Source organism: Novosphingobium sp. HII-3, from assembly GCF_002916655.1.
In the GTDB taxonomy this organism is placed as follows: Bacteria; Pseudomonadota; Alphaproteobacteria; order Sphingomonadales; family Sphingomonadaceae; genus Novosphingobium; species Novosphingobium panipatense.
Window position 1 is genome coordinate 92,648 of sequence record NZ_PPSM01000066.1, and the last position, 20,411, is coordinate 113,058.

The 20,411-nt window shown below is 63.8% G+C and carries 13 protein-coding genes; 9 read left to right on the forward strand and 4 right to left on the reverse strand.

Annotated features, from left to right (window positions below):
* Nucleotides 1-3 precede the first annotated feature (3 nt).
* The 7 genes from C2R25_RS17850 (at nt 4) to C2R25_RS17880 (ending at nt 10,404) form a co-directional block, all read left to right on the forward strand.
* Entirely contained in the window at nt 4-1,224 is a 1,221-nt protein-coding gene (locus C2R25_RS17850) for an XrtA/PEP-CTERM system-associated ATPase (RefSeq protein ID WP_103730459.1), read from the forward strand.
* A gap of 32 nt (nt 1,225-1,256) precedes the next feature.
* Nucleotides 1,257-2,135 (forward strand): XrtA system polysaccharide deacetylase, encoded by an 879-nt coding sequence (locus C2R25_RS17855; RefSeq protein WP_103730460.1) that lies wholly within the window; start codon nt 1,257-1,259, stop codon nt 2,133-2,135.
* A complete protein-coding gene (locus C2R25_RS17860; RefSeq protein WP_103730461.1) occupies nt 2,132-3,208 on the forward strand; it encodes a FemAB family XrtA/PEP-CTERM system-associated protein in 1,077 nt (358 codons plus the stop codon). Before C2R25_RS17855 ends, C2R25_RS17860 begins: the two co-directional genes overlap by 4 nt.
* On the forward strand, nt 3,208-4,437 hold the full coding sequence (locus C2R25_RS17865; protein WP_103730462.1) for a TIGR03087 family PEP-CTERM/XrtA system glycosyltransferase: 1,230 nt from the start codon (nt 3,208-3,210) through the stop codon (nt 4,435-4,437). The genes C2R25_RS17860 and C2R25_RS17865 overlap by 1 nt, the downstream gene beginning before the upstream one ends.
* Nucleotides 4,409-5,989: an exosortase A gene (gene xrtA, locus C2R25_RS17870; RefSeq protein ID WP_233204120.1), complete on the forward strand. Its 1,581-nt coding sequence runs from the start codon at nt 4,409-4,411 to the stop codon at nt 5,987-5,989. The genes C2R25_RS17865 and xrtA overlap by 29 nt, the downstream gene beginning before the upstream one ends.
* 11 nt (nt 5,990-6,000) lie before the next feature.
* Nucleotides 6,001-7,896: an XrtA/PEP-CTERM system amidotransferase gene (locus C2R25_RS17875; protein WP_103730464.1), complete on the forward strand. Its 1,896-nt coding sequence runs from the start codon at nt 6,001-6,003 to the stop codon at nt 7,894-7,896.
* 204 nt (nt 7,897-8,100) lie between these two features.
* Entirely contained in the window at nt 8,101-10,404 is a 2,304-nt protein-coding gene (locus tag C2R25_RS17880; RefSeq protein WP_103730465.1) for an EAL domain-containing protein, read from the forward strand.
* Nucleotides 10,405-10,764: 360 nt separating this feature from the next.
* Here the strand turns inward: C2R25_RS17880 and zapE are convergent, their stop codons facing one another.
* The 4 genes from zapE to C2R25_RS17900 all read right to left on the reverse strand — a co-directional run bounded on the left by zapE (nt 10,765) and on the right by C2R25_RS17900 (nt 16,276).
* Entirely contained in the window at nt 10,765-11,880 is a 1,116-nt protein-coding gene (gene zapE, locus C2R25_RS17885) for a cell division protein ZapE (RefSeq protein ID WP_103730466.1), read from the reverse strand.
* On the reverse strand, nt 11,877-12,335 hold the full coding sequence (locus C2R25_RS17890; RefSeq protein ID WP_103730467.1) for a PaaI family thioesterase: 459 nt from the start codon (nt 12,333-12,335) through the stop codon (nt 11,877-11,879). Before C2R25_RS17890 ends, zapE begins: the two co-directional genes overlap by 4 nt.
* A 28-nt stretch (nt 12,336-12,363) precedes the next feature.
* Nucleotides 12,364-13,146: a succinate dehydrogenase iron-sulfur subunit gene (locus C2R25_RS17895; RefSeq protein WP_103730468.1), complete on the reverse strand. Its 783-nt coding sequence runs from the start codon at nt 13,144-13,146 to the stop codon at nt 12,364-12,366.
* 337 nt (nt 13,147-13,483) lie between these two features.
* Complete coding sequence (locus C2R25_RS17900) at nt 13,484-16,276, reverse strand: ribonuclease E/G (RefSeq protein WP_103730469.1); 2,793 nt, start codon at nt 16,274-16,276, stop codon at nt 13,484-13,486.
* Nucleotides 16,277-16,939: 663 nt separating this feature from the next.
* Between C2R25_RS17900 and C2R25_RS17905 the strand changes: the two genes are divergently transcribed.
* On the forward strand, nt 16,940-17,809 hold the full coding sequence (locus C2R25_RS17905; RefSeq protein WP_103730470.1) for an N-acetylmuramoyl-L-alanine amidase: 870 nt from the start codon (nt 16,940-16,942) through the stop codon (nt 17,807-17,809).
* Nucleotides 17,810-17,881: 72 nt separating this feature from the next.
* Nucleotides 17,882-20,410 carry a penicillin-binding protein 1A gene (locus C2R25_RS17910; RefSeq protein ID WP_103730471.1) on the forward strand — a complete coding sequence of 843 codons (2,529 nt, stop codon included), beginning with the start codon at nt 17,882-17,884 and terminating at the stop codon, nt 20,408-20,410.
* Nucleotide 20,411: the final 1 nt, after the last annotated feature.

Sequence of the window (20,411 nt, forward strand, 5' to 3'; positions counted from 1 at the left end):
CTGATGTTCGATGATTTCTACGGGCTCGACGGAAGGCCTTTCCAGCTCACCCCCGACCCGGCCTTCTACTTCGAAAGCAGCACGCATCGAAAGGCGCTGTCGTATCTTGGCTACGGCCTGGCGCAGGGAGAGGGCTTCGTGGTCATCACCGGCGAGGTCGGGGCCGGCAAGTCCACTCTTGTCGCGCACCTGATGGCGACGATCGACCCCAGCCGCATGACGGCTGCCAACGTCGTGACGAGCGCCCTGGACGGCGAAGAGATCGTCCACGTCGTGGCGCAGTCGTTCGGTCTGCCCGTCGCGGGGCATGACAAGGCGTCCGCCCTCGGAACACTGGAAGCCTTCTTCCATGACGAGGCACGAGCGGGCCGCCGGTGCCTGCTCATCGTCGACGAAGCGCAGAACCTGTCGATCGGCGCGCTGGAGGAGCTGCGCATGCTCTCCAACTTCCAGCTCGGCTCGCATCCCTTGCTGCAGACTCTCCTGCTGGGTCAGCCGGAATTTCGCCAGACGCTGCTGGAGAGCAATCAGCTCGAGCAGTTGCGCCAGCGCGTGATCGCGACGCATCATCTGGGCCCGATGGAAGTTCGGGAGGTGCAGCCCTACATCGAGCATCGGCTCTCCCGGGTCGGCTGGCATGGAAATCCGGGCTTCGAACCCGATCTGTTCCCCGCCATCCACGAGGCGACCGGAGGCATTCCCCGTCGGATCAACCAGCTGGTGAACCGCTTGCTTCTTCTGGGAGCGGTCGATCAGCAGGAACGCATCGATGTCGCCATGCTCAAGCAGGTCCTTGACGAGATGGCTGAAGACGGCGCCCTGTCCGTGGTGACTGCGGCTTCACAGGACAACGAGCAGCACGCGCTAGGCGGGCCGCACATCCCTGTCGGTGTGGCGCAGGGGCCTGCTTTCTCGGAACCCGGGCTTGATGCTACGCACGTACGCAGGATCCTCGCGGCGGAGCTCGCCGACCGCGATTCACAGATTGCGGACCTGCGCGACGCGCTGACCGAGCTTTCCGCAACGACGCAGGAGCAGGGCGGCGCGGCTTCGCAGGATCTTGTGGAACGTGTTGCGGCTTTGGAAAGCCGGTTGGCCGAAGCCGATGCCCGGACGGAAAGCCTTACTGCGCGGCTGGCGGAAACGGATCGCACGCTTCGTCATACCCTCACCATGCTGATCGAATGGATCGAGAGCGGCGACAGAGAGCGCAAGGTAGCCTGACCCTGTCCCCTTCACGCGAAAGTCTACGTTCCATGTCCGCGCCGATCAACGGCCTCTCTGTCGATGTGGAGGACTGGTTCCAGGTCGGCGCCTTTGAAAAGGTGATCGACCGGGACAGCTGGTCCTCGCTGCCCTGCCGCGTCGAACGCAATTGCGACGAGATCCTGCGCCTTTTCTCGGAGGCCGAGGTCAAGGCGACATTCTTCACGCTCGGCTGGATAGCGGAGCGCTATCCCGCGATGCTTCGCAGGATTTCGGATGAGGGGCATGAGATCGCCAGCCATGGCTGGGACCACGAACGCGTGTTCCGGCTGGGGCGGCAGGCTTTCGCATCCGACATCGATCGTACCCGCAAGGTGCTGGAAGATGCCTCGGGCCGGCTCGTCACCGGCTACCGCGCGCCCAGCTTCTCCATAGACGCCCGCACACCGTGGGCGTTCGAGGTGCTGGCAGAGCAGGGCTATGTCTACAGTTCCAGCGTCGCGCCGATCGCGCACGACCACTACGGCTGGCGGGCAGCCCCGCGTTTCGCATTCAGGCCGCTCGAAGACAGCGCCCTGATCGAAATCCCGGTGACGACCGCCCATGCCTTCGGGCGGCGGCTGGCGGCCGGCGGCGGCGGTTTCTTCCGCGTCCTGCCCTATGGCTTCACCCGCTGGGCTGTGAGCCAGGTGAACCGCAGCGATCGGCGCCCGGCGGTGTTCTACTTCCATCCGTGGGAGGTGGACCCGGACCAGCCCCGGGTCGAAGGGGCGTCCCTGCGATCCCGGTTCAGGCACTACACCAATCTTTCCGTCATGGCCGCGAAGCTCAGGCGCCTTGTCGATGAGTTCGCGTGGGGCCGGATGGACGAACTGGCCGCTCGGGAAGCAGCGCGCGCCGCTCCGTTGAAGCGGGCCGTGGAGGCATGAACCTCAATGTGGGCCATCTGCGCGACGGCGTGCGGCTTGTCGATCTGGATGCGCCTGAGGAGGTCGCGCGGCTGGAAGACTTCGTCGCCCTGCACCCGCTGGGCACACCCTTTCACAGGCCCGCCTGGTTCCTCGCTGTTGCCCGATCGACCGGCAACCGGGCCATTGCGCTTGTCCAGGAACGCGGCGGCGAAATCGCGGCGTTTCTACCGCTCAACCTCATCCATTCGCCCGTTTTCGGACGGATCCTGGCCTCTACGGGATTTGCCGTCGGGGGAGGGTTGCTGACTACGGATGAGGCGGACCGAGAACCGGTGTTCAGGGCGGTAGAGGAACTGGCGCTCCGCTTGTCCTGCCCTGCCATAGAGTTGCGCGGGGGAGACCTGCCTCCCACCGGTTCCGGCTGGGTTCTGAAGACCCAGTCGCACTGCAACTTCGCGCGCCGTCTGGCCGGAGACGATGAAGCGCAGCTCGCCGCGATCCCGCGCAAGCAACGGGCCGAGGTGCGCCGCTCGCTCGGCATGGACCTGACCATCGAGGTCGGCAGATCGGAGCGCGACCGGGCCGCCCATTATGCGGTGTTCCGTGAAAGCTACCGCAATCTCGGCACTCCGGTGTTCTCCCGCGCCTTGTTGGACGCGGTGGTCGATGCCTTCGGTGAGGGAGCGGATATCCTCACGGTGCGTCACGCTGGTCTGCCTGTCGCCAGCGTCATCAGCCTCTACCATAACGGCGCGGTGATGCCGTATTGGGGCGGGGGAACATGGGGTGCTCGCCGCCTGAGAGCCAACGATCGCATGTACTTCGAACTGATGTGCCATGCCCGGCGCCGCGGCTGTTCGGTCTTCGACTTCGGCCGCTCCAAGACCGGCAGCGGTGCCTATCACTTCAAGCGGAACTGGGGGTTCGAGCCCGAGCCGCTGTCCTATGCAGGCTGGACGGCGCCCGGTCACCCACCTCGTGACGCAGACCCCACCAGCAGCAAGCTCGCGTTGCAGATCAAGCTCTGGCAGCGGCTGCCTTTGCCGATCGCCAATCGGCTGGGTCCGCTCATCGCACGTGGCCTCGGCTGATGGGCGATATTCTGTTTCTGTCGCACCGCATCCCGTTTCCGCCGGATCGCGGGGACAAGATACGCTCCCATCATGTGCTGAAGGCGCTGGCACAGCTGGGCCCGGTTCACGTCGGCACCTTCTATGACGATGCCCGTGACCAGCAGTGGGAGCGGCAGCTGGCGCAGGTGAGTGCCACCTATCGTCTCGTGCGACGCCGAAAGCCTCTTGCCATCGCAGGCCTGCAGGCAATCGGGTCCGGACGGGCGCTGAGCCTGGCAGCGTTCGACGACCGGCGGCTTCACTCTTACGTCCGGCAGGTTCTGGCGCGGCATGACGTCACGGCGATCTATGTGTTTTCCGGACAGATGGCGCAGTACGTACCCACCGACTTCGGCGGCCGGGTTGTCGCCGATCTGGTCGACGTGGATTCCGCGAAGTTCGAGGCTTATGCTGCTCGCGGCCCGCGGAGTGCGCGCGGTTGGCTGGAGCGGCGGGAAGGGCGCCTGCTGCGGCGGGAAGAGGCACGCATATGCTCCGCCTCGGCGTTGACCCTGCTCATCAGCGATGCGGAAGCCGACCTGCTGCGGTCCCGTGTTGCGCCTGTGAGTGGCGCCATCGCCACCATGGGCAATGGCATCGATGCTGTCGAGTTCGATCCGGGCGGTGTGGACCCGGAGCCGCGGCTGCTCGAGCAGGGAAGTCCGCGCATCGTCTTCACGGGTCAGATGGACTACGCGCCCAACATCCAGGCGGCAATGCGCGCGATCGATCGCATCCTGCCGATGGTGCGCCAGGCGTTGCCCTCCGCCACCCTGCACGTCGTCGGCCGCAACCCGCCCCAAGCGCTGACCGCTCGTTCGGGACGCGAAGGTGTGACAGTCTGGGGCCGTGTCGACGACATCCGTCCCTGGCTTGCTGGGAGCGATATCGCGCTCGTTCCGCTCGATATCGCGCGAGGCGTCCAGAACAAGGTTTTGGAGGCCATGTCGATGGCTCTCCCCGTGGTTCTTACGAAAGGTGCGGCGACAGGTATCGATGCCGTCGACGGAAGGGACTTCATCATCCGCGATGACGATGTGTCGATAGTCAAAGCAGTGATCGACCTGGCGCAATCGCCCGACGAGGCGCGGCGGGTAGGCAACTGCGCGCGGGACTGGATCGTACGTAACGCCAGCTGGGAGGCCGCCCTCGCCGGACTTCCTTCGCACGTCGGGACGAATGCCCGGAGACCTCTCGATGCGGCCTGAGGCGGCAGGGAGACCCGCGTCGCCTCCCTCTCTCCGACACACCCTTTCGCAGCCGTGGCGAACGGCGGCGGCGCGGCTGGGTGCTGCCTGGCTGCTCCTGCTCGCTTCCTTTGCCGGGGACTGGCTCGCCATGGCCCGGCAGTGGTGGGATATCTCGACCTACAACCACATCCTGCTGGTCCCGCCGATCGTAGGCTGGCTCGTGTGGCAGCGTTGGCCCAGCCTTCAGCTTCTGACGCCAAGAGCCTGGGCGCCCGGATTGGTCCTCCTCTTCGGTGCGGCGTTCCTGTGGCTGCTGGGTGCTGTCTCGGGTCTCGATCTTGCCAGACAGGCAGGCGTGGTCGGCATGGCCGGCGCCTGCGTGCCGTTGATGCTCGGCGTTCGGGCCACCGCAGGTGTCGCCTTTCCGCTGTTCTATTTGGCCTTCCTGATCCCGGCCGGAGAGGAACTGGTGCCGGCGCTCCAGATGATAACGGCCGACATCACCATCGGGCTGACGCACCTCAGCGGCATACCGGCCAGGATCGACGGAGTGTTCATCGACACCCCCGCCGGCCTTTTCGAGGTCGCTGAAGCCTGTTCAGGCGTCAAGTTCCTGATTGCGATGACCGCGTTCGGAGCTTTGACCGCCAACGTCTGCTTCCTGGGTCTTGTGCGGCGGGCCATCCTGCTGCTGGCCTGCATCGTCGTGCCCATTCTCGCCAATGGCGTGCGGGCCTGGGGCACGATCTATGCCGCTCAGTTCTTCGGGGTGGAAGCGGCAGCGGGCTTCGATCACATCGTCTACGGCTGGATATTCTTTGCTCTGGTGCTGGCCATCGTGATTGCCTGTGCCTGGCGCTTCTTCGACCGGCCCGTGAACGAGCCGGTCATCGATGCCTCCGCAATCCAGGCGTCCCGGCGCCTCGCAAGGCTGGAAGAGGCGGGCGGCAGCGCAAGAATAGCCATGATGGGCTTCGCCGCCATAGTGGCCGGTATCCACCTCTGGGCGGCTGCCGCCGGCGGCCTTTCCGCGCCTTTGCCTTTGCGGATCGCCTTGCCGGAAGTGAATGGCTGGCGCCGTGTGGATTACAACCCCTCGATCTGGTGGGAGCCCCGGGCGCAAGGCGCCGATCATCGCCTGCTCGGAAGGTACCGCAATGCGGAAGGGCAGGTGGTTGATGTATTCGTTGCCCTCTACGCCAGTCAGGACGAAGGGAAGGAAGCCGGCGGCTTCGGGCAGGGAGCCCTTGTTCCCGCCAGCCCATGGTCGTGGCAGTCACCTGTGGCGGCGCCCGACGGCGGCAAGGGCGAGCGACTTCTCGGGAATGGTGAGGTCGTTCGCGTGGCGATGACCTGGTACCGGCTGGGTGAAGGGTTGAGCGGAAGCAATGCGCGGCTCAAGCTTGCGGTCATGGCGGACCGGCTCATGTTCCGCCGCCGGCCTACGATGATGCTCATTCTCTCGGCGGAGGATACGGCTTCCATTCCGGCTGTGACGTCCATCGCTCGCTTCCGATCCTCCACCGGGCCGCTCGGCGCGTGGATGGACGGGATCGGGCGGGTCCGTTAAGGGCTTCAGGCATGTGCGGCATCGCCGGTATCTATCATCTGGAAACGCCCAAGCCCGTCGATGCCACCCGTGTGGAAGCGATGTGCGACGCCATCGCGCACCGGGGGCCGGACGGGCAGGGCGTCTGGACGGCTCCGGGCGTGGGGCTGGGCCACCGCCGCCTGTCCATCATAGATCTCGCCGGCTCTCCTCAGCCGATGGCCTCTTCGGACGGCCGGGCGATGCTCGTCTTCAATGGCGAGATATACAACTACCGTGAGCTGCGGCAGGAGCTGAAGCTACTGGGCGAGGTATTTCACACCGACGGCGACAGCGAGGTCATACTGGCCGCGTGGCGCAGATGGGGGCCGCAATGCGTATCCCGCCTGTTCGGGATGTTCGCCTTCGCGATCTATGATCTCGATGCACGCACTCTGTTCCTCGCGCGCGATCGCCTGGGCGTAAAGCCTCTGTTCTATGCGCCGCTCAGCGATGGCAGCCTTGTATTCGGGTCCGAACTGAAGGCCCTTACTGCCCACCCGCTGCTGCGGCGTGAGATCGACCCGCTGGCAATCGAAGACTATCTGGCTTGGGGCTACGTTCCCGATCACCGGTCCATCCTCAAGGGCGTGTGCAAGCTGCCGGCCGGGCATTTCCTCCTGCTGCGGCACGGCGCGCCGCTGCCGCGGCCCGTCCAGTGGTGGGATGTCTCGTTCGCGGAGCGGCGAACCGCCAGGCCGGCCGACCTGGAGGCGGAACTTCTCCATCTGATGCGGCAGGCGGTGACTTCGCGCATGGTGTCCGACGTGCCGCTCGGAGCTTTCCTGTCGGGCGGCGTGGACAGCTCGAGCGTCGTCGCTCTGATGGCGGAGGCGAGCGTCGATCCGGTGCGCACCTGCTCGATCGGCTTCGATGTCGCAGCCCTGGACGAAACGGGTTACGCCACAAGGATTGCGCGGCAGTTCGGAACGGAACATGCATCGCGCACTGTCTCTCCGGATGACTTTGCGGCGATAGACGCCGTTGCGGGGATGTTCGATGAGCCTTTCGCCGATGCATCCGCTTTGCCGACCTGGCGGGTTTGCCAGCTCGCTCGTGAATCGGTGACGGTGGCGCTTTCGGGCGACGGTGCCGACGAGGCAATGGCCGGTTATCGTCGGCATGTATTCCAAAGCGCGGAAGACAAGGTCCGGACGCTGATCCCCTCCGGTCTGCGTCGGCCGGTGTTCGGCGCTCTGGGCCGTCTCTATCCAAAGGCGGACTGGGCGCCACGGCCGTTGAGGGCCAAGTCCACCCTGCTTTCCCTCGCAGGGGACTCGGCCGAGGGCTACGCGCGCTCAATGGCGTTCCTGCCGCCGGAACTGCGGGACGCGCTTTACACGGACGAGTTCCGCCGGCTGCGGGGAGACTACAGGGCCGAAGAACCCGTTCTCGATCTAATGAGGAGCGCTCCTGCGCGGTCCGGGCTCGACAGGGCGCAGTACGCTGACCTGAAGTCATGGCTGCCGGGCGATATCCTCACCAAGGTCGACAGGACCAGCATGGCAGTGAGCCTTGAAGCGCGCGAACCGCTGCTCGATCACCGGCTCGTCGAATTCGCCGCGACGTTGCCCGAAGCGATGCGCGTCCAGCGTGGTCAGGGAAAGTGGTTGATGAAGCGCACAATGCGTCGCTACCTCCCCGACGACATCCTGCACCGCCCCAAGCAGGGGTTTGTGACGCCGATTGCGCAATGGTTCCGGGGCCCGCTCGTCCAGGCCGCACGCGACATTGCAGGAAGCGCGGCTCTCGCCCGCACCGGATGGTTGGACCAGCGCAAGCTGCTGGGCGTGGTGGAGGCGCATGTCGCCGGCACATCGGACAATTCGCGCCTGCTGTGGCAACTGCTGATGCTGGAGAGGGCGCTCTCGGGTCTGGATGCACACTGAGCCAATCGGCATGCTTAGGTATAAACGCTGATCTGCGTCCACCCCCGGATTAACTAAACAGTTTCTTAGCACCTTGTGATTAGCCCGTGCCTATCGAAGCCTCCTTCGTAGGGCATGAATGAACAGACACGGCCTTCATAACGGGACCCAACACCGGCCGCGCGCCGTCCCGATTTCCATGGCACGCTCAGCGGGGCGGGCGCCATGACGCCATTCTGGGCCCAGCTCCGCTCGCTCTGGCACAATCCCCGTGCCCGGATCGTCTTCTGGGCGACGATCGTCGGCGTCGTCATGGGGCTCAGCGATCTTGGGATGCCCCTTGAGGAAGGTCTGCGCAACGTGCGCTGGTGGGCCTACACGCGACAGGCGGACCAGCAGATCATCGCGGTGCTCCAGGACGATCGGACCTTGGATGAACTCGGCCGGAGTGACGTCACAAGATCGAACGATGCCGATGTCCTGAAGGCTCTTTTTGCGGCCGGAGCGAAGGACGTCTATTTCGCGCGCTCGTTCTCGAAACGCGGGTTGCCAGAGGATGATCAGCGCTTTCTGGAGATGCTGAAGAGGCATCGCGGAAAGGTTTACCTCGGGGCGACGTTGGGAGAGAGCAGCAACAGGGGTAACTTTGCCGGGGCTTTACCGCTGAAGATGTTCCGCGAGTATGCTCAACCTGTTTCCCTGCTGCTGCGTCACCGCCCACTTAACCTAAGCGTCCAAATCCCCTTTTCCTCCGATAGCCCGATCGGCCATATCCCTACAGCCTCCGCTCAAATTGCAGGCGTCCGCCGCGGCAGCGATGAGTTGTACTACCCCGACTTTTCAATCTCCGCGAAGAGTATCCCACAACTTAGCTACATCGATGTGCTGCGGGGCAATACTGATCCTTACCAAATACGTGGCAAGACCGTTGTCATTGCTCCCGTCGGCGCTGCCTTTAGCGATCAGCACCGGCTTCCCGGCCAGAATGTCGCTGTTCCTGGAGGAATCTTTCACATCGTCGGTGCGCAGACCTTGAAGTCTGTCATGCCGCGAGATCTGGGCTGGTCGGGTGCGCTCCTGATCACGCTTCTCGTGGTTGCATCTGGACTTCGCCGAGGGAAGGTCCTGGATTCGCGACGCCTGTGGATGCTTGTAGTTCTCTTGGGTGTTGCGCCATTTGTCCTGAGCTATTTCAGTGTTCAAGTCAGCATCGCTCCGGCCTTGGGTCTTGCGCTGGTCGCAATCGTGCGTACGCGTCATCTGGACCGGGTCGAAGAGGCCAGCGAGACAAACGCAGGGTCGGGCTTGCCGAGCGTTCAGGCGCTGAGGAATTCGCCAGACCTGTCGACCCGCATTCTGGTGGCTTTGAAGATCCGCAATTACGGCGGAATCATCGGCAGCTTTGCCGAGCATGTCGAAGCTCAGCTCGCCAAGGAGATCGTTCGCCGGATCCGGATCAGCGACGAAAGCGTCTTGATCTACCATGAGGGGGGGATGTTCGTCTGGCTTTCGTCCATACGGAGCACCTTCGACTTGTTCGAGAACCTGGAGGGGCTGCACCGGATCGTTCAAAACGGTATTCAGGTGGGTGGCATAGAGATCGACCTGTCCTTCAACTGCGGCATCGATTCCGAATTCGACCGACCGCTGTCAGGACGCGTTGCAAGCGCCATGCAAGCGGCCGAAGAGGCTGTCCGCAGTGATGAACTCGTCTTTCAGCACGATGCTCGCAAACATGAGGCGCAATGGGAGATATCCCTGCTGACCTCGCTTGATCGCGCGATTGACAATGGAGAGGTCTGGGTAGCCTATCAGCCGAAGCTTGACCTCGTGTCGAACAGGATCACGGGCGCCGAGGCTCTGGTGCGGTGGACGCATCCGGAGCGAGGCCCGATCGGCCCGGACAAGTTCATCCGAATTGCGGAAGAATTCCATCGGATCGAGCGCATTACCCGCTTCGTACTCAACGACGCAGTCCGAGCGGCAGTGGAGTTGGAGCGCGAGGGCTACGAGATGACGATGTCAGTCAACATCGCAGCTCAGCTTCTTAGAAATCCCGCGTTGCCAGGCATGATCGCGGAGATACTCGCCGCCCACGGCCTTTCCCCCAATCGCCTTATCCTCGAGATCACCGAGACAGATCGCCTCGATCGCAGTTCCAAGACCTTCCAGATGCTTCAACGTCTGGTCCAGTCAGGCCTTCGTCTTTCGATCGACGACTTTGGAACCGGCAACGCCACGATCGACTACTTGCGCTATCTCCCTGCGAGCGAGGTCAAAATCGACAAGTCCTTTATCTCCACGATGGACAGCAGCGAAGCGGACCTGCGTCTGGTGCAGTCTATTATCGAAATGGCTCACTCTCTGGACCGGGTGGTGGTGGCGGAAGGCGTTGAAACGCTCAAGAACCTGGAGGCACTCACGCGCCTCGGCTGCGATCTCGTACAAGGCTACCATATCAGCAGACCTGTCCCATATCGGGATTTTTTGAGCTTTGTCTCGGGAAGAAGGGCGCGATTGATTAGCTAGAAAAGTCTTGTAGCCATTTTAACGAAATGTTAACCATCTGGGCGACCGCAGAAACGCGGTTGTTCACATGGGAAACTGTCATGACCAAGAGCATCTGGGGCGGTGGCTGGTGGGGCAACGGCGGCATGTAATTGCCGCACCTGCCGTAGTTCGAGCTGTTAGGCCGAACCACCGCAAGTAAAATGAAGCGCTTTCCAGAAGAACTCCTGTCTTTTGGAAAGCGCTTTTTCTTTGTCTGGATGATGAGAATTGGGCGGCACGAGGCCGTCGCGTTTCTGTTCTGGTGCGCTGTCAGCGAACGCTGTACGCCATGTTTGGTCTGGTGCTGGAGAACGCACTCTCCGGCTGAGCCTTTAGCTCTCAGTCCTCGCCATGACCAAGTGCAAGGTAGTCTGCGCTTTGCATTTCATTGAGACGGCTGATCGTCCGGTCGAATTCGAAGCGACCGCTTCCCGCCTCATAGAGATCCTCGGGCGCCGCATCGGCTGCGGCAATCAGCTTTACCCGGTTTTCGTACAAAGCGTCGATAAGCGTGACAAAACGCGCCGCTTCATTGCGGCGGTCAGGACCCATCTTGGGGATGCCGACGAGGATTACCGTATGGTAAGCCCGTGCCAAGGCCAGGTAGTCGGCCGCGCCTCGGGGTTCACCGCAGAGGCGTTTGAAGCTGAAAACGCCCACGCCCTTCAAGCTCTTGGGCACATGAAGGATACGGCCGCCACCCAGTTCTATGTCGGCTGAGGGAACGTGTTCGCTGTCTTCGGGAGGATAGTCGGTGAGGCGATAGAACGCCTCTCTTGCGGCGGCCGTCGCCGCGTCCCCCAAGGGCGTGTGCCACGTCGCCATGCCGCCAAGGCGTTGCATGCGGTAATCGGTAGGGCCGTTCAGCGTCAGAACATCGAGCTGCTGCTCAATGAGCGCGATGAAGGGCAGGAAGTGTTCCCGGTTGAGCCCATCCTTGTACAGGTCCCTCGGAGCGCGATTGGACGTGGTCACGATGGTGACGCCTTCGCTCTCGATGAGGTGCGTGAAGAGGCGGCTCATGATCATGGCGTCGGCGGAGTTGTTGACGACCATCTCGTCGAAGGCAAGGCAGCGCAGGTTGCGGGCCAGGGCGGCGGCAACAGGTGGAATCGGGTCGCCCGTCTCCTTCTTGCGCTCCTCCCGCAGCAGGGCATGCACCTCCAGCATGAAGGCGTGAAAATGGACGCGACGTTTCGCCGGAATGTCCAGGGTCTGGATGAAGAGGTCCATCAGCATGGACTTGCCACGACCGACTCCGCCCCACATGTAGACGCCCCGGGGTGCGTGTGCCTTCCTGCCTAGGAGCTTACCGATAAGGCTGGTGGAGGCGTTCGCTTTGTACAGGTCGCGCTGGAGACGGCTCAGCCGCTCGGACGCTGCCGCCTGTTCAGGGTCGGAGCGCAGTTCGCCTGTAGCGACAAGCGCCTCATAGCGCTCCATCATCCCGCTCATCGGACGCTCGGTTTGCGCAGGCTGCCCATGAAGCTGGCAACGAGATGATCGCCCTGCTCAACTGTGCCGCGGAGGAACACCAGGCGCCGGGTCTCCTTCATCACTTCGGAGACGACGTCCAGCGGCTCACCGACGCGGCCCGCCCCTATGAACTGGTTCTGAAGGTCCAGCGTCACCGAGCCGGCCGCGTCAGCGCCGAGCACAGCATAGATGGTCGCGAACATGGCGACATCGATCAGGGCGAGCGTTACGCCCCCATGCACGTTGTTGTGGATGTTGCTATGACGCTGTTCCGCTTCGATGAGGCGAAGGCGAGCGCTACGCTCTCCTTCGCAGCGGATGAGCATCCGGCCAAGGCCTTGCGTATTGAACCGCGAATTGTCGTGCAGCTGCCACGAGGCCCAACCCGGAAACTCCGGGTCGGGAGCGTGGATGAAACTTGCTGCGTCTGCCACGGGCCGTCTTCGTCGAAGCCGGTTGCGCTCAGACCTGGCGCTCGGCCTGCATCTTCTTGATTTCCGCGATGGCACGTGCGGGCGACAGGCCCTTGGGGCACACGTTGGCGCAGTTCATGATCGTGTGGCAGCGATACAGCCGGAAAGGGTCTTCTAGTTCGTCGAGGCGCTCACCGGTCATCTCGTCGCGGCTGTCAGCCAGCCAGCGGTAGGCCTGGAGCAGGATAGCCGGCCCGAGGAACTTGTCGGAGTTCCACCAGTAGCTCGGGCACGAGGTCGAGCAGCAGGCACACAGGATGCATTCGTAGAGACCGTCCAGCTTTTCGCGCTGCTCGGGGCTCTGCAGGCGCTCCTTGCCCGAGGGCGTGGTCGATACTGTCTGCAGCCAAGGCCGGATCGAGGCGTACTGGGCATAGAAATGCGTGAAATCCGGAACGAGATCCTTGATCACGTCCATGTGCGGCAGCGGGGTGATGCGAATGTCGCCCTTCAGGTCTTCGATCGCGGTGGTGCAGGCGAGACCGTTCTTGCCGTTCATGTTCATGGAGCACGAGCCGCAGATGCCTTCGCGGCAGGACCGGCGGAACGTCAGGGTCGCGTCCATTTCGTTCTTGATCTTGATGATCGCGTCGAGAACCATCGGGCCGCAGTTATCGAGATCAATCTCGAACGTGTCGTAGCGCGGGTTTTCACCCGAATCCGGATCGTAGCGGTAGACGGTGAACTTTTTGACCCGGGTGGCGCCTTCGGCCTTGTGGACGTTGCCACGCTTGCTGATCTTGCTGTTCGCCGGGAGGGTGAAGGTCGCCATGAAAGAATCCCCGTGATCGTGCAGTGCGGCATGAGCCGCCTTGTGGTCCCCCTCTAACGATTCGGCCGCGCAGGGCAAGAGTTGTCTCGAACACGGCCGGTCCGACCCCGGAGAGAGCAGGCGCGAGCGGGGCGCATCATGCAGATCGTGCGGCGTCCTGGTGCAGCATCGCTGAAAGGACGCATGTCATTCGTGCGCAGGAAGCAATCAACTGGACGGAGGCAGGAGGCGCAGAAGTGCCGGGCTGCGCCGTTGGACAGGGAGAGAAGGGAGCTGCAAACGGCAGGCGCCGCGCATGACCTGTCGTCATGCGCGGCGCCCATGTCTTGTGCGGTGATCAGTTACCGAAGGTCCGCTGCCACCAGCCGCGGCGAGGACCCTGCAGAGTGCCGGCGTCTGCCGCTTCGACGGCATCGCCTGCTTCACTCGCCGGCTCGTCTGTCGGCTCGGCGGCGGGAGCCGGAACTTCGGCCGCGGGTTCAGCCTTCTTGCGACGGGTCGTGCGCTTCGGCTTGGCGGCAGCCGCCTCCGCCGGTGCCTCTGCCGCCGCAGCGGATTCAGCAGTGTCGTCGGCCTTCTTGCGACGGGTACGCTTGGGCTTCGCCGGAGCTTCCTCTGCCGCAGGTGCGACATCGGTGCCTTCGTCCGCCTTCTTGCGACGCGTGCGCTTGGGCTTCGCGGGCGCTTCTTCGGCAGCCGGATCCGCTTCCGTTACGGGCTCGGCGGCCGGGGCCTCGGCAGCAACGGTTTCAGCCTTCTTGCGGCGCGTACGCTTCGGCTTGGCGGGCGCTTCCTCGCTCGCGAGTTCGACCGGCGCCTCGGCGACAGGCTCCGGAGCCGGATGCGATTCCGGTTCCGGCAGCGCGACGGTTTCGGCTTCGGCTGCTTCTACCGCATTCTCGGTTTCAGCGGTTTCCGCGCCATTATCGCCTTCGTCGCCGCGACGGCCCCGCCTGCGGCGACCACCACGACGGCGGCGCTTCTTCGGCGCACCCGGCTCATCTGCGTCGGCGGCAAAGGTTTCGGCATCATCCGCTTCTTCAGTGGCATCGGCCTCTTCGGCTTCGGGCTCATCGCCTTCGACCGCTTCGGCATCATCCGCTTCGCTGTCCGAGGTCTCAGCCTGATCGTCTCGACGATCACGGTTGCGGCTCCGGCGGCGCTTGCGGCGCTTGCGGCGACCGTTTCCTTCACCGTTCTCGCCGTCGGCATCCGCAGCTTCGCCACGTTCCGCCGCTTCCTCGCGCTCGATCTCGTCCTCTTCATCCTCTTCGATGAAGTCGTCTTCGACGTCTTCGGCAATTGGCTCGAAGCGGGGAACGAAGTCGTTGCGCGGTCCCGAGGACATGACGCGCATCTTCGCGCCTTCGTTCTCACCTTCCGGGATGACTTCGACTGTGACGCCGTAGCGGTCCTCGATGTCGGCGAGGTCGGTCCGCTTCGCGTTCAGCAGATAAACCGCTGCTTCCGTCGAGGCGAACAGCGAGATTACGATGCCCTTGCCCTTGGCGGCTTCGTCTTCGATCAGGCGAAGAGCCGCAAGACCGGCCGAGCTGGCGGTGCGAACCAGACCGGTCCCGTCGCAGTGCGGGCAGGACCGGGTTGTCGCTTCGAGAACGCCGGTACGCAGGCGCTGACGGCTCATTTCCATGAGGCCGAAGCTGGAGATGCGGCCGACCTGGATGCGCGCTCGGTCGTTCTTGAGCGCTTCCTTCATCGCCTTCTCGACCTTGCGGACGTTGGAGCCGTATTCCATGTCGATGAAGTCGATGACGACGAGGCCCGCCATGTCACGCAGGCGCAGCTGGCGTGCGATCTCCTGGGCGGCTTCGAGATTTGTGGCGACCGCCGTCTGCTCGATGCCGTGCTCCTTGGTGGCGCGGCCCGAGTTGATGTCGATCGAAACAAGAGCCTCGGTCGGGTTGATGACGATGTAGCCGCCGGACCTGAGCTGGACGACAGGGTCGTACATGGCCGTAAGCTGGTCTTCCGCGCCGAAGCGCTGGAACAGCGGCACCGGATCGGCGTAGGGCTTAACCTTGCGGCCATGGCTCGGCATCAGGAGCTTCATGAAGTCCTTCGCCGCGCGATAACCTTCCTCACCCTCGACGATCACTTCTTCGATGTCGCGGTTGTATATGTCGCGAATGGCGCGCTTGATGAGGTCGCTGTCCGAGTGAATCAACGCAGGGGCGGCCGAGCGCAGGGTTTGCTCGCGAAGCTCGTCCCACAGGCGTGCGAGATAGTCGAAGTCGCGCTTGATTTCAGTCTTCGTGCGCTGAAGGCCCGCAGTGCGGACGATGCAGCCCATGGAGCGCGGAAGCTCCAGTTCAGCGATGATCGACTTGAGCCGCTTGCGGTCGGACGCCGAACTGATCTTGCGGCTGATGCCACCTCCGTGGCTCGAATTCGGCATCAGGACGCAGTAGCGGCCCGCGAGGCTGAGATAGGTGGTGAGGGCAGCGCCCTTGTTTCCACGCTCCTCCTTGACGACCTGAACCAGCAGCACCTGGCGGCGATGGATCACGTCCTGGATCTTGTAGCGGCGGCGCAGGGCCATGCGCTTTGCGCGCAGTTCATCCGCTTCCTTGGAACGGCCCGACGAGCGACCCTGGCGGCGACGGCCGCGACCGCGTCGTCCGCCGTTGGATTCGCCTTCCTCGTCGCCGGCTTCACCTTCGTCGTCGGCGTGGAACGGGTTCTCGACCGAGCCGTCCTCGATCGTGGCGACATGGTCCTTTTCGGATGTGTCGACTTCCGTCAGGCCGCCATCGTCGTTGAAGTCCTCGTTTTCGTCCTCTTCCTCGCCCTCGGTAGCGCGCAGCGCGGCCTCTTCCTCGGCGTGAGCGGCTTCTTCGGCCAGCAGGGCCTCACGATCCTCCTTGGGGATCTGGTAGTAGTCCGGATGGATTTCGCTGAAGGCAAGGAACCCGTGGCGGTTGCCGCCGAAGTCCACGAAAGCGGCCTGGAGCGAAGGCTCCACGCGCGTCACCTTCGCGAGATAGATGTTACCCTTGATCTGCTTGCGTTCGGTCGACTCGAAGTCGAACTCTTCAATGCGGTTGCCCTTGAGTACCGCCACCCGCGTTTCTTCCGGGTGGCGCGCATCGATCAGCATGCGCGTTGCCATTTGGTATTCTCCGTACGCGTCGACGCCCGACCGGATCAGCCAGGAGGACGCGATTGTTTTCGATGTAGGCGGATGCGCCCCGGATCATCACGACGCGGCCGTTCACGGCGGCGATGTGTGTTCCCGGTGATGTCACGGGGGCGTGTTCTTGCGCAGGTTTGGAGCAATCCAGCGCTCCGTGCGCGGCGAAAGTAGTGGCTGCCGTTGCGGCAGCGGTAAGGGGGCCGTCCGTCATCAAGACAGAAGCCGAGGTCGCGAGCGAGGAACTGCGCGGCGTCGCCAAAGGCGCATGACGTTGCGACCACGCCGCCCACGCCCCTTCGGGCGTCGACTGGCAGGGCGGCAACTGGCTTCTCATGGCTCGCTTCAACCTGTAAGGTTTTCCGGAAAAACGATTTCCTCCGGCTCCTTGGGCCGGGGCTTTCTTTGCTTCATCGGTCCTGCCCGGCCGCCATATGGGAATGGAGTTGCCGGATTGCGAGGACCGAAAGCGTTTTCTCGCCCCGGTTGTCCGGGCCTAGCATCCATGGCGCACCTCGGCAAGTTGCTTGACCGACTGGACTTTCACGGCAGGCCGGGGCGGCCGCCGTGCGATCAGACTGTGGGAAAGCGCCGGGGTGCAGGATTGCAGGCAGGGCGGGAGGGTCCTAGTTCTGCGGGCCGATGTCGCGGTCCATGCAGATCATCTTCGCGTTCGTCGCGGTGCTGGCGCTACTTGCTGCGGCGATCGCGATTGGTGGCACCTTCATGGCGCGGGCCGGGGCCTACGACTACGTGGTGCGCTTCGACCTGCCCCCGGTCGGCACACCTGTAGGGCTTCCTCGCGTGGACGGTCCGGCCGATGCAAGTCGTCCGCTGGTGGTGATCGACCCCGGTCATGGCGGGTTCGATCCGGGTGCCGGGCAGGGTGTGCTCAAGGAAAAGACGGTGGCGTTGCAGATCGCCTTGAAGCTGCGGGACGCCCTGCTTGCAGGAGGGGGGCTGCGCGTCGCGCTGACCAGGGACACGGATCGCTTCATCGCGCTCGAGGATCGGCCAGACATTGCACGGCGCCTGAACGCCGACCTCTTCATCTCCATCCACGCGGATAGCGCCGAGGCCGAATCGGCCCGGGGCGCAAGCGTCTACGTTCTTTCGGAAAGAGGTTCGAGCCAGGCTGCCGAACGCTTCGCCGCGCGTGAGAACGGGGCCGGACGTGTCAACGGCGTGGCCCTGACGCGGACGAGCGCAGAGGTGGGCGCGATCCTCCTCGACCTTTCCCAGCGGGGAGCGCAGGCCCGCTCGGCCCAGGCTGCAACCCTGCTGCTACGGGAACTGCGCGAGGCCGGTCTTGCGATGCACCGGGAGCACCCGGAGACGGCCTCTCTCGTCGTCCTCAAGGCACCGGACATACCGTCGATCCTTTTCGAAACCGGCTACATCAACAATCCCGAGGAAGCCGCCATCCTCGCCTCGCCTGCGGGACAGGATGCACGTGCGCAAGTGGCGGCAAGGGCTGTGCGCGCATATCTCGCCCGGAATGCGGGGGCCTGAATGCAGGCCGGGCGCGACGTGCGACGAGGGTGGTTTCCTTGGGCGGAAACGACGTGCTAGAGGGCGCCCGCAATGAACGACGCGATTGATCCCGGCGAACAGCCGCCCGAAGACGCGACTTACCGCATTCGCCGCGAAAGGTCGGGACGCTTTGTCGCGCTCCGCAAGGCGTGGCGCGAGCGTAAGTGGCTCCGCCGCTTCGGCTATGTCGGCGCCGCCGGGCTGGTTGGGGCTGCCGGGTTTGTCGTGTACCTGTCCCATGACCTGCCCGATGCGAACAGGCTGCTGGAGTATCAACCGCCGCTGCCGACGATGGTGCGCGCGATGGACGGCGAGATCGTCTATTCGTACGCTCGTGAGCGGCGCGTGCAGTTGCGATACGTCGATTTTCCCCGGCCGCTCGTGAACGCATTCCTCTCCGCCGAGGATCGCACCTTCTGGACGCACGGTGGCGTTGACATCGGTGGTCTTGCCGGTGCCGTGGTAGATTATGCCTCCAAGTACGGAAGCGGAGAGCGCGCGAAGGGCGGCTCCACGATCACGCAGCAGGTGGCAAAGAACATCCTGATCGGTGACGAATACTCCGTGACGCGCAAGCTCAAGGAAATGATCGTCGCACACCGCATCGAAGGTGTTCTTTCGAAGCAGCAGATCCTTGAGCTTTATCTTAACGAGATCCCGCTCGGGCGCCGCTCGTTCGGGGTGCAGGCTGCGGCTCGGGCCTATTTCGACCGCGACGTCGAGAACCTGACGCTGAGCCAGAGCGCTTTCCTGGCGATCCTTCCGCGGGCCCCCGAAGTCTATGGCCGCAAGAAGCACGAGGAGCGTGCGCTCGAACGCCGGAACTGGGTTCTGGACCAGATGGTTCGCAATGGCTGGGCAAGCGCGCAAGAGGCGGCGGCTGCCAAAGCCGAGCCTCTTGGTCTCGTCACTCAACGCGCCAGTAAGTACGATCCGTCCAACGGGTACTTCCTCGAAGAGGTGCGTCGCCGCCTGATCGGGCAGTATGGCGAAAAGGCCGAAGATGGGCCCAACAGCGTCTACGCCGGCGGTCTCTGGGTGCGCACGTCGCTGGACCCCGAGATGCAGGTTGCGGTTCGAGACGCCCTGCGCAAGGGGCTGCTGCTTTACCATGGCAATCGGGGTTTCGTGCGACCGATCGCGCACCTTAAGGATCTCGAGAACTGGCAGAGCCAGCTTGTCGTCGCGAACAAGACGATCGACTACAGGAACTGGCGTGTCGGCGTCATCCTTGAGGCTTCGGGCAGCACGGGCCGCATCGGCTTCTCCGACGGCACGGAAGGAACGCTTACCGCAGTTTCGGAGCGCGCCAGGGTGGGCGATCTGGTAGCAGCGCAGCCGGTCGGCAGCACGACCTGGGCCTTGCGCGGCATTCCCGAAGTCTCAGGAGGCATGATCATCGAGCAGCCGGTGTCGGGCCGCATCGTGGCGATGCAGGGCGGCTTCGATGCCGGGCTCGACTCGTTCAACCGCGCCGTGCAGGCCGAGCGCCAGCCGGGCTCGACGATCAAGCCCTTCGTCTATGCGACGGCGCTGCAGAACGGCATGACCCCTGCCACCCAGGTGCTCGACGGGACGTTCTGCGTGTTCCAGGGCGCCGGCCTCGGCAACAAGTGCTTCCGCAATTTCGGCGGCGCGGGTGGTTCCGGCTCCCATACCATGCGGTGGGGCCTTGAGCAGTCGCGCAACCTCATGACGGTACGCATCGCCAACGACGTCGGCATGGGGAAGGTGACGCGCACCTTCCGAAACATGGGCATCGGGGATTACCAGAAGTACCTCTCGTTCGCCCTTGGCGCCGGGGAGACGACCGTCGCACGCATGATCAACGCCTACGCGGCTCTCGCCAACAACGGTGTGCAGTTCTCCGGTTCCGTGATTGACTACGTGCAGGACCGGAACGGCAAGGTCATCTGGCGGGCGGACAAGAGCACCTGCAACGGCTGCAACATGCCGAACTGGAACGGCAAGCCGATGCCGCGCATCCAGCGCGTCGGAAAGCAGGTCATGGATGCGCCGACAGCCTACCAGACGGTCCACATGCTCGAAGGCGTGGTGACGCGGGGTACGGCCGAACGCCTTCGTGATCTCAAGATACCGCTGTTCGGCAAGACGGGCACGACGAATGGCCCGACCGACGTCTGGTTCATGGGCGGCAATCAGGACTACGTCGGCGGCGTGTACTTGGGATACGATTCTCCTCGCTCGCTTGGCGGTTACGCGCAGGGTGGGCGCATCGCCGCACCGATATTCAAGGATGTCGTCCTCGCCACGCGCGAACGCTGGAGCGGCAGGCCTTTCGTTGCGCCGCAGGGCATACGTATGGTCCGGATCGACCGCGCATCCGGCAAACGGGTCATGGGCGTCGAGCCTTCCGACGAGCCCAAGGCGGCGGTGATCTGGGAGGCTTTCAAGCCGGACACGGAACCAAGGCAGTACACGGCGGAGGACGAGTTTACCCGCCGGCGCGATGCTCTGGTGGCGTCCATCCGCAATGCGCGGGAGGCTCGCGCGGCGGCCAGCGCCAGCACTGCGGGTGACATCGGGAACTTTGCTGAACAGCAAGGCGGCGTATACTGAT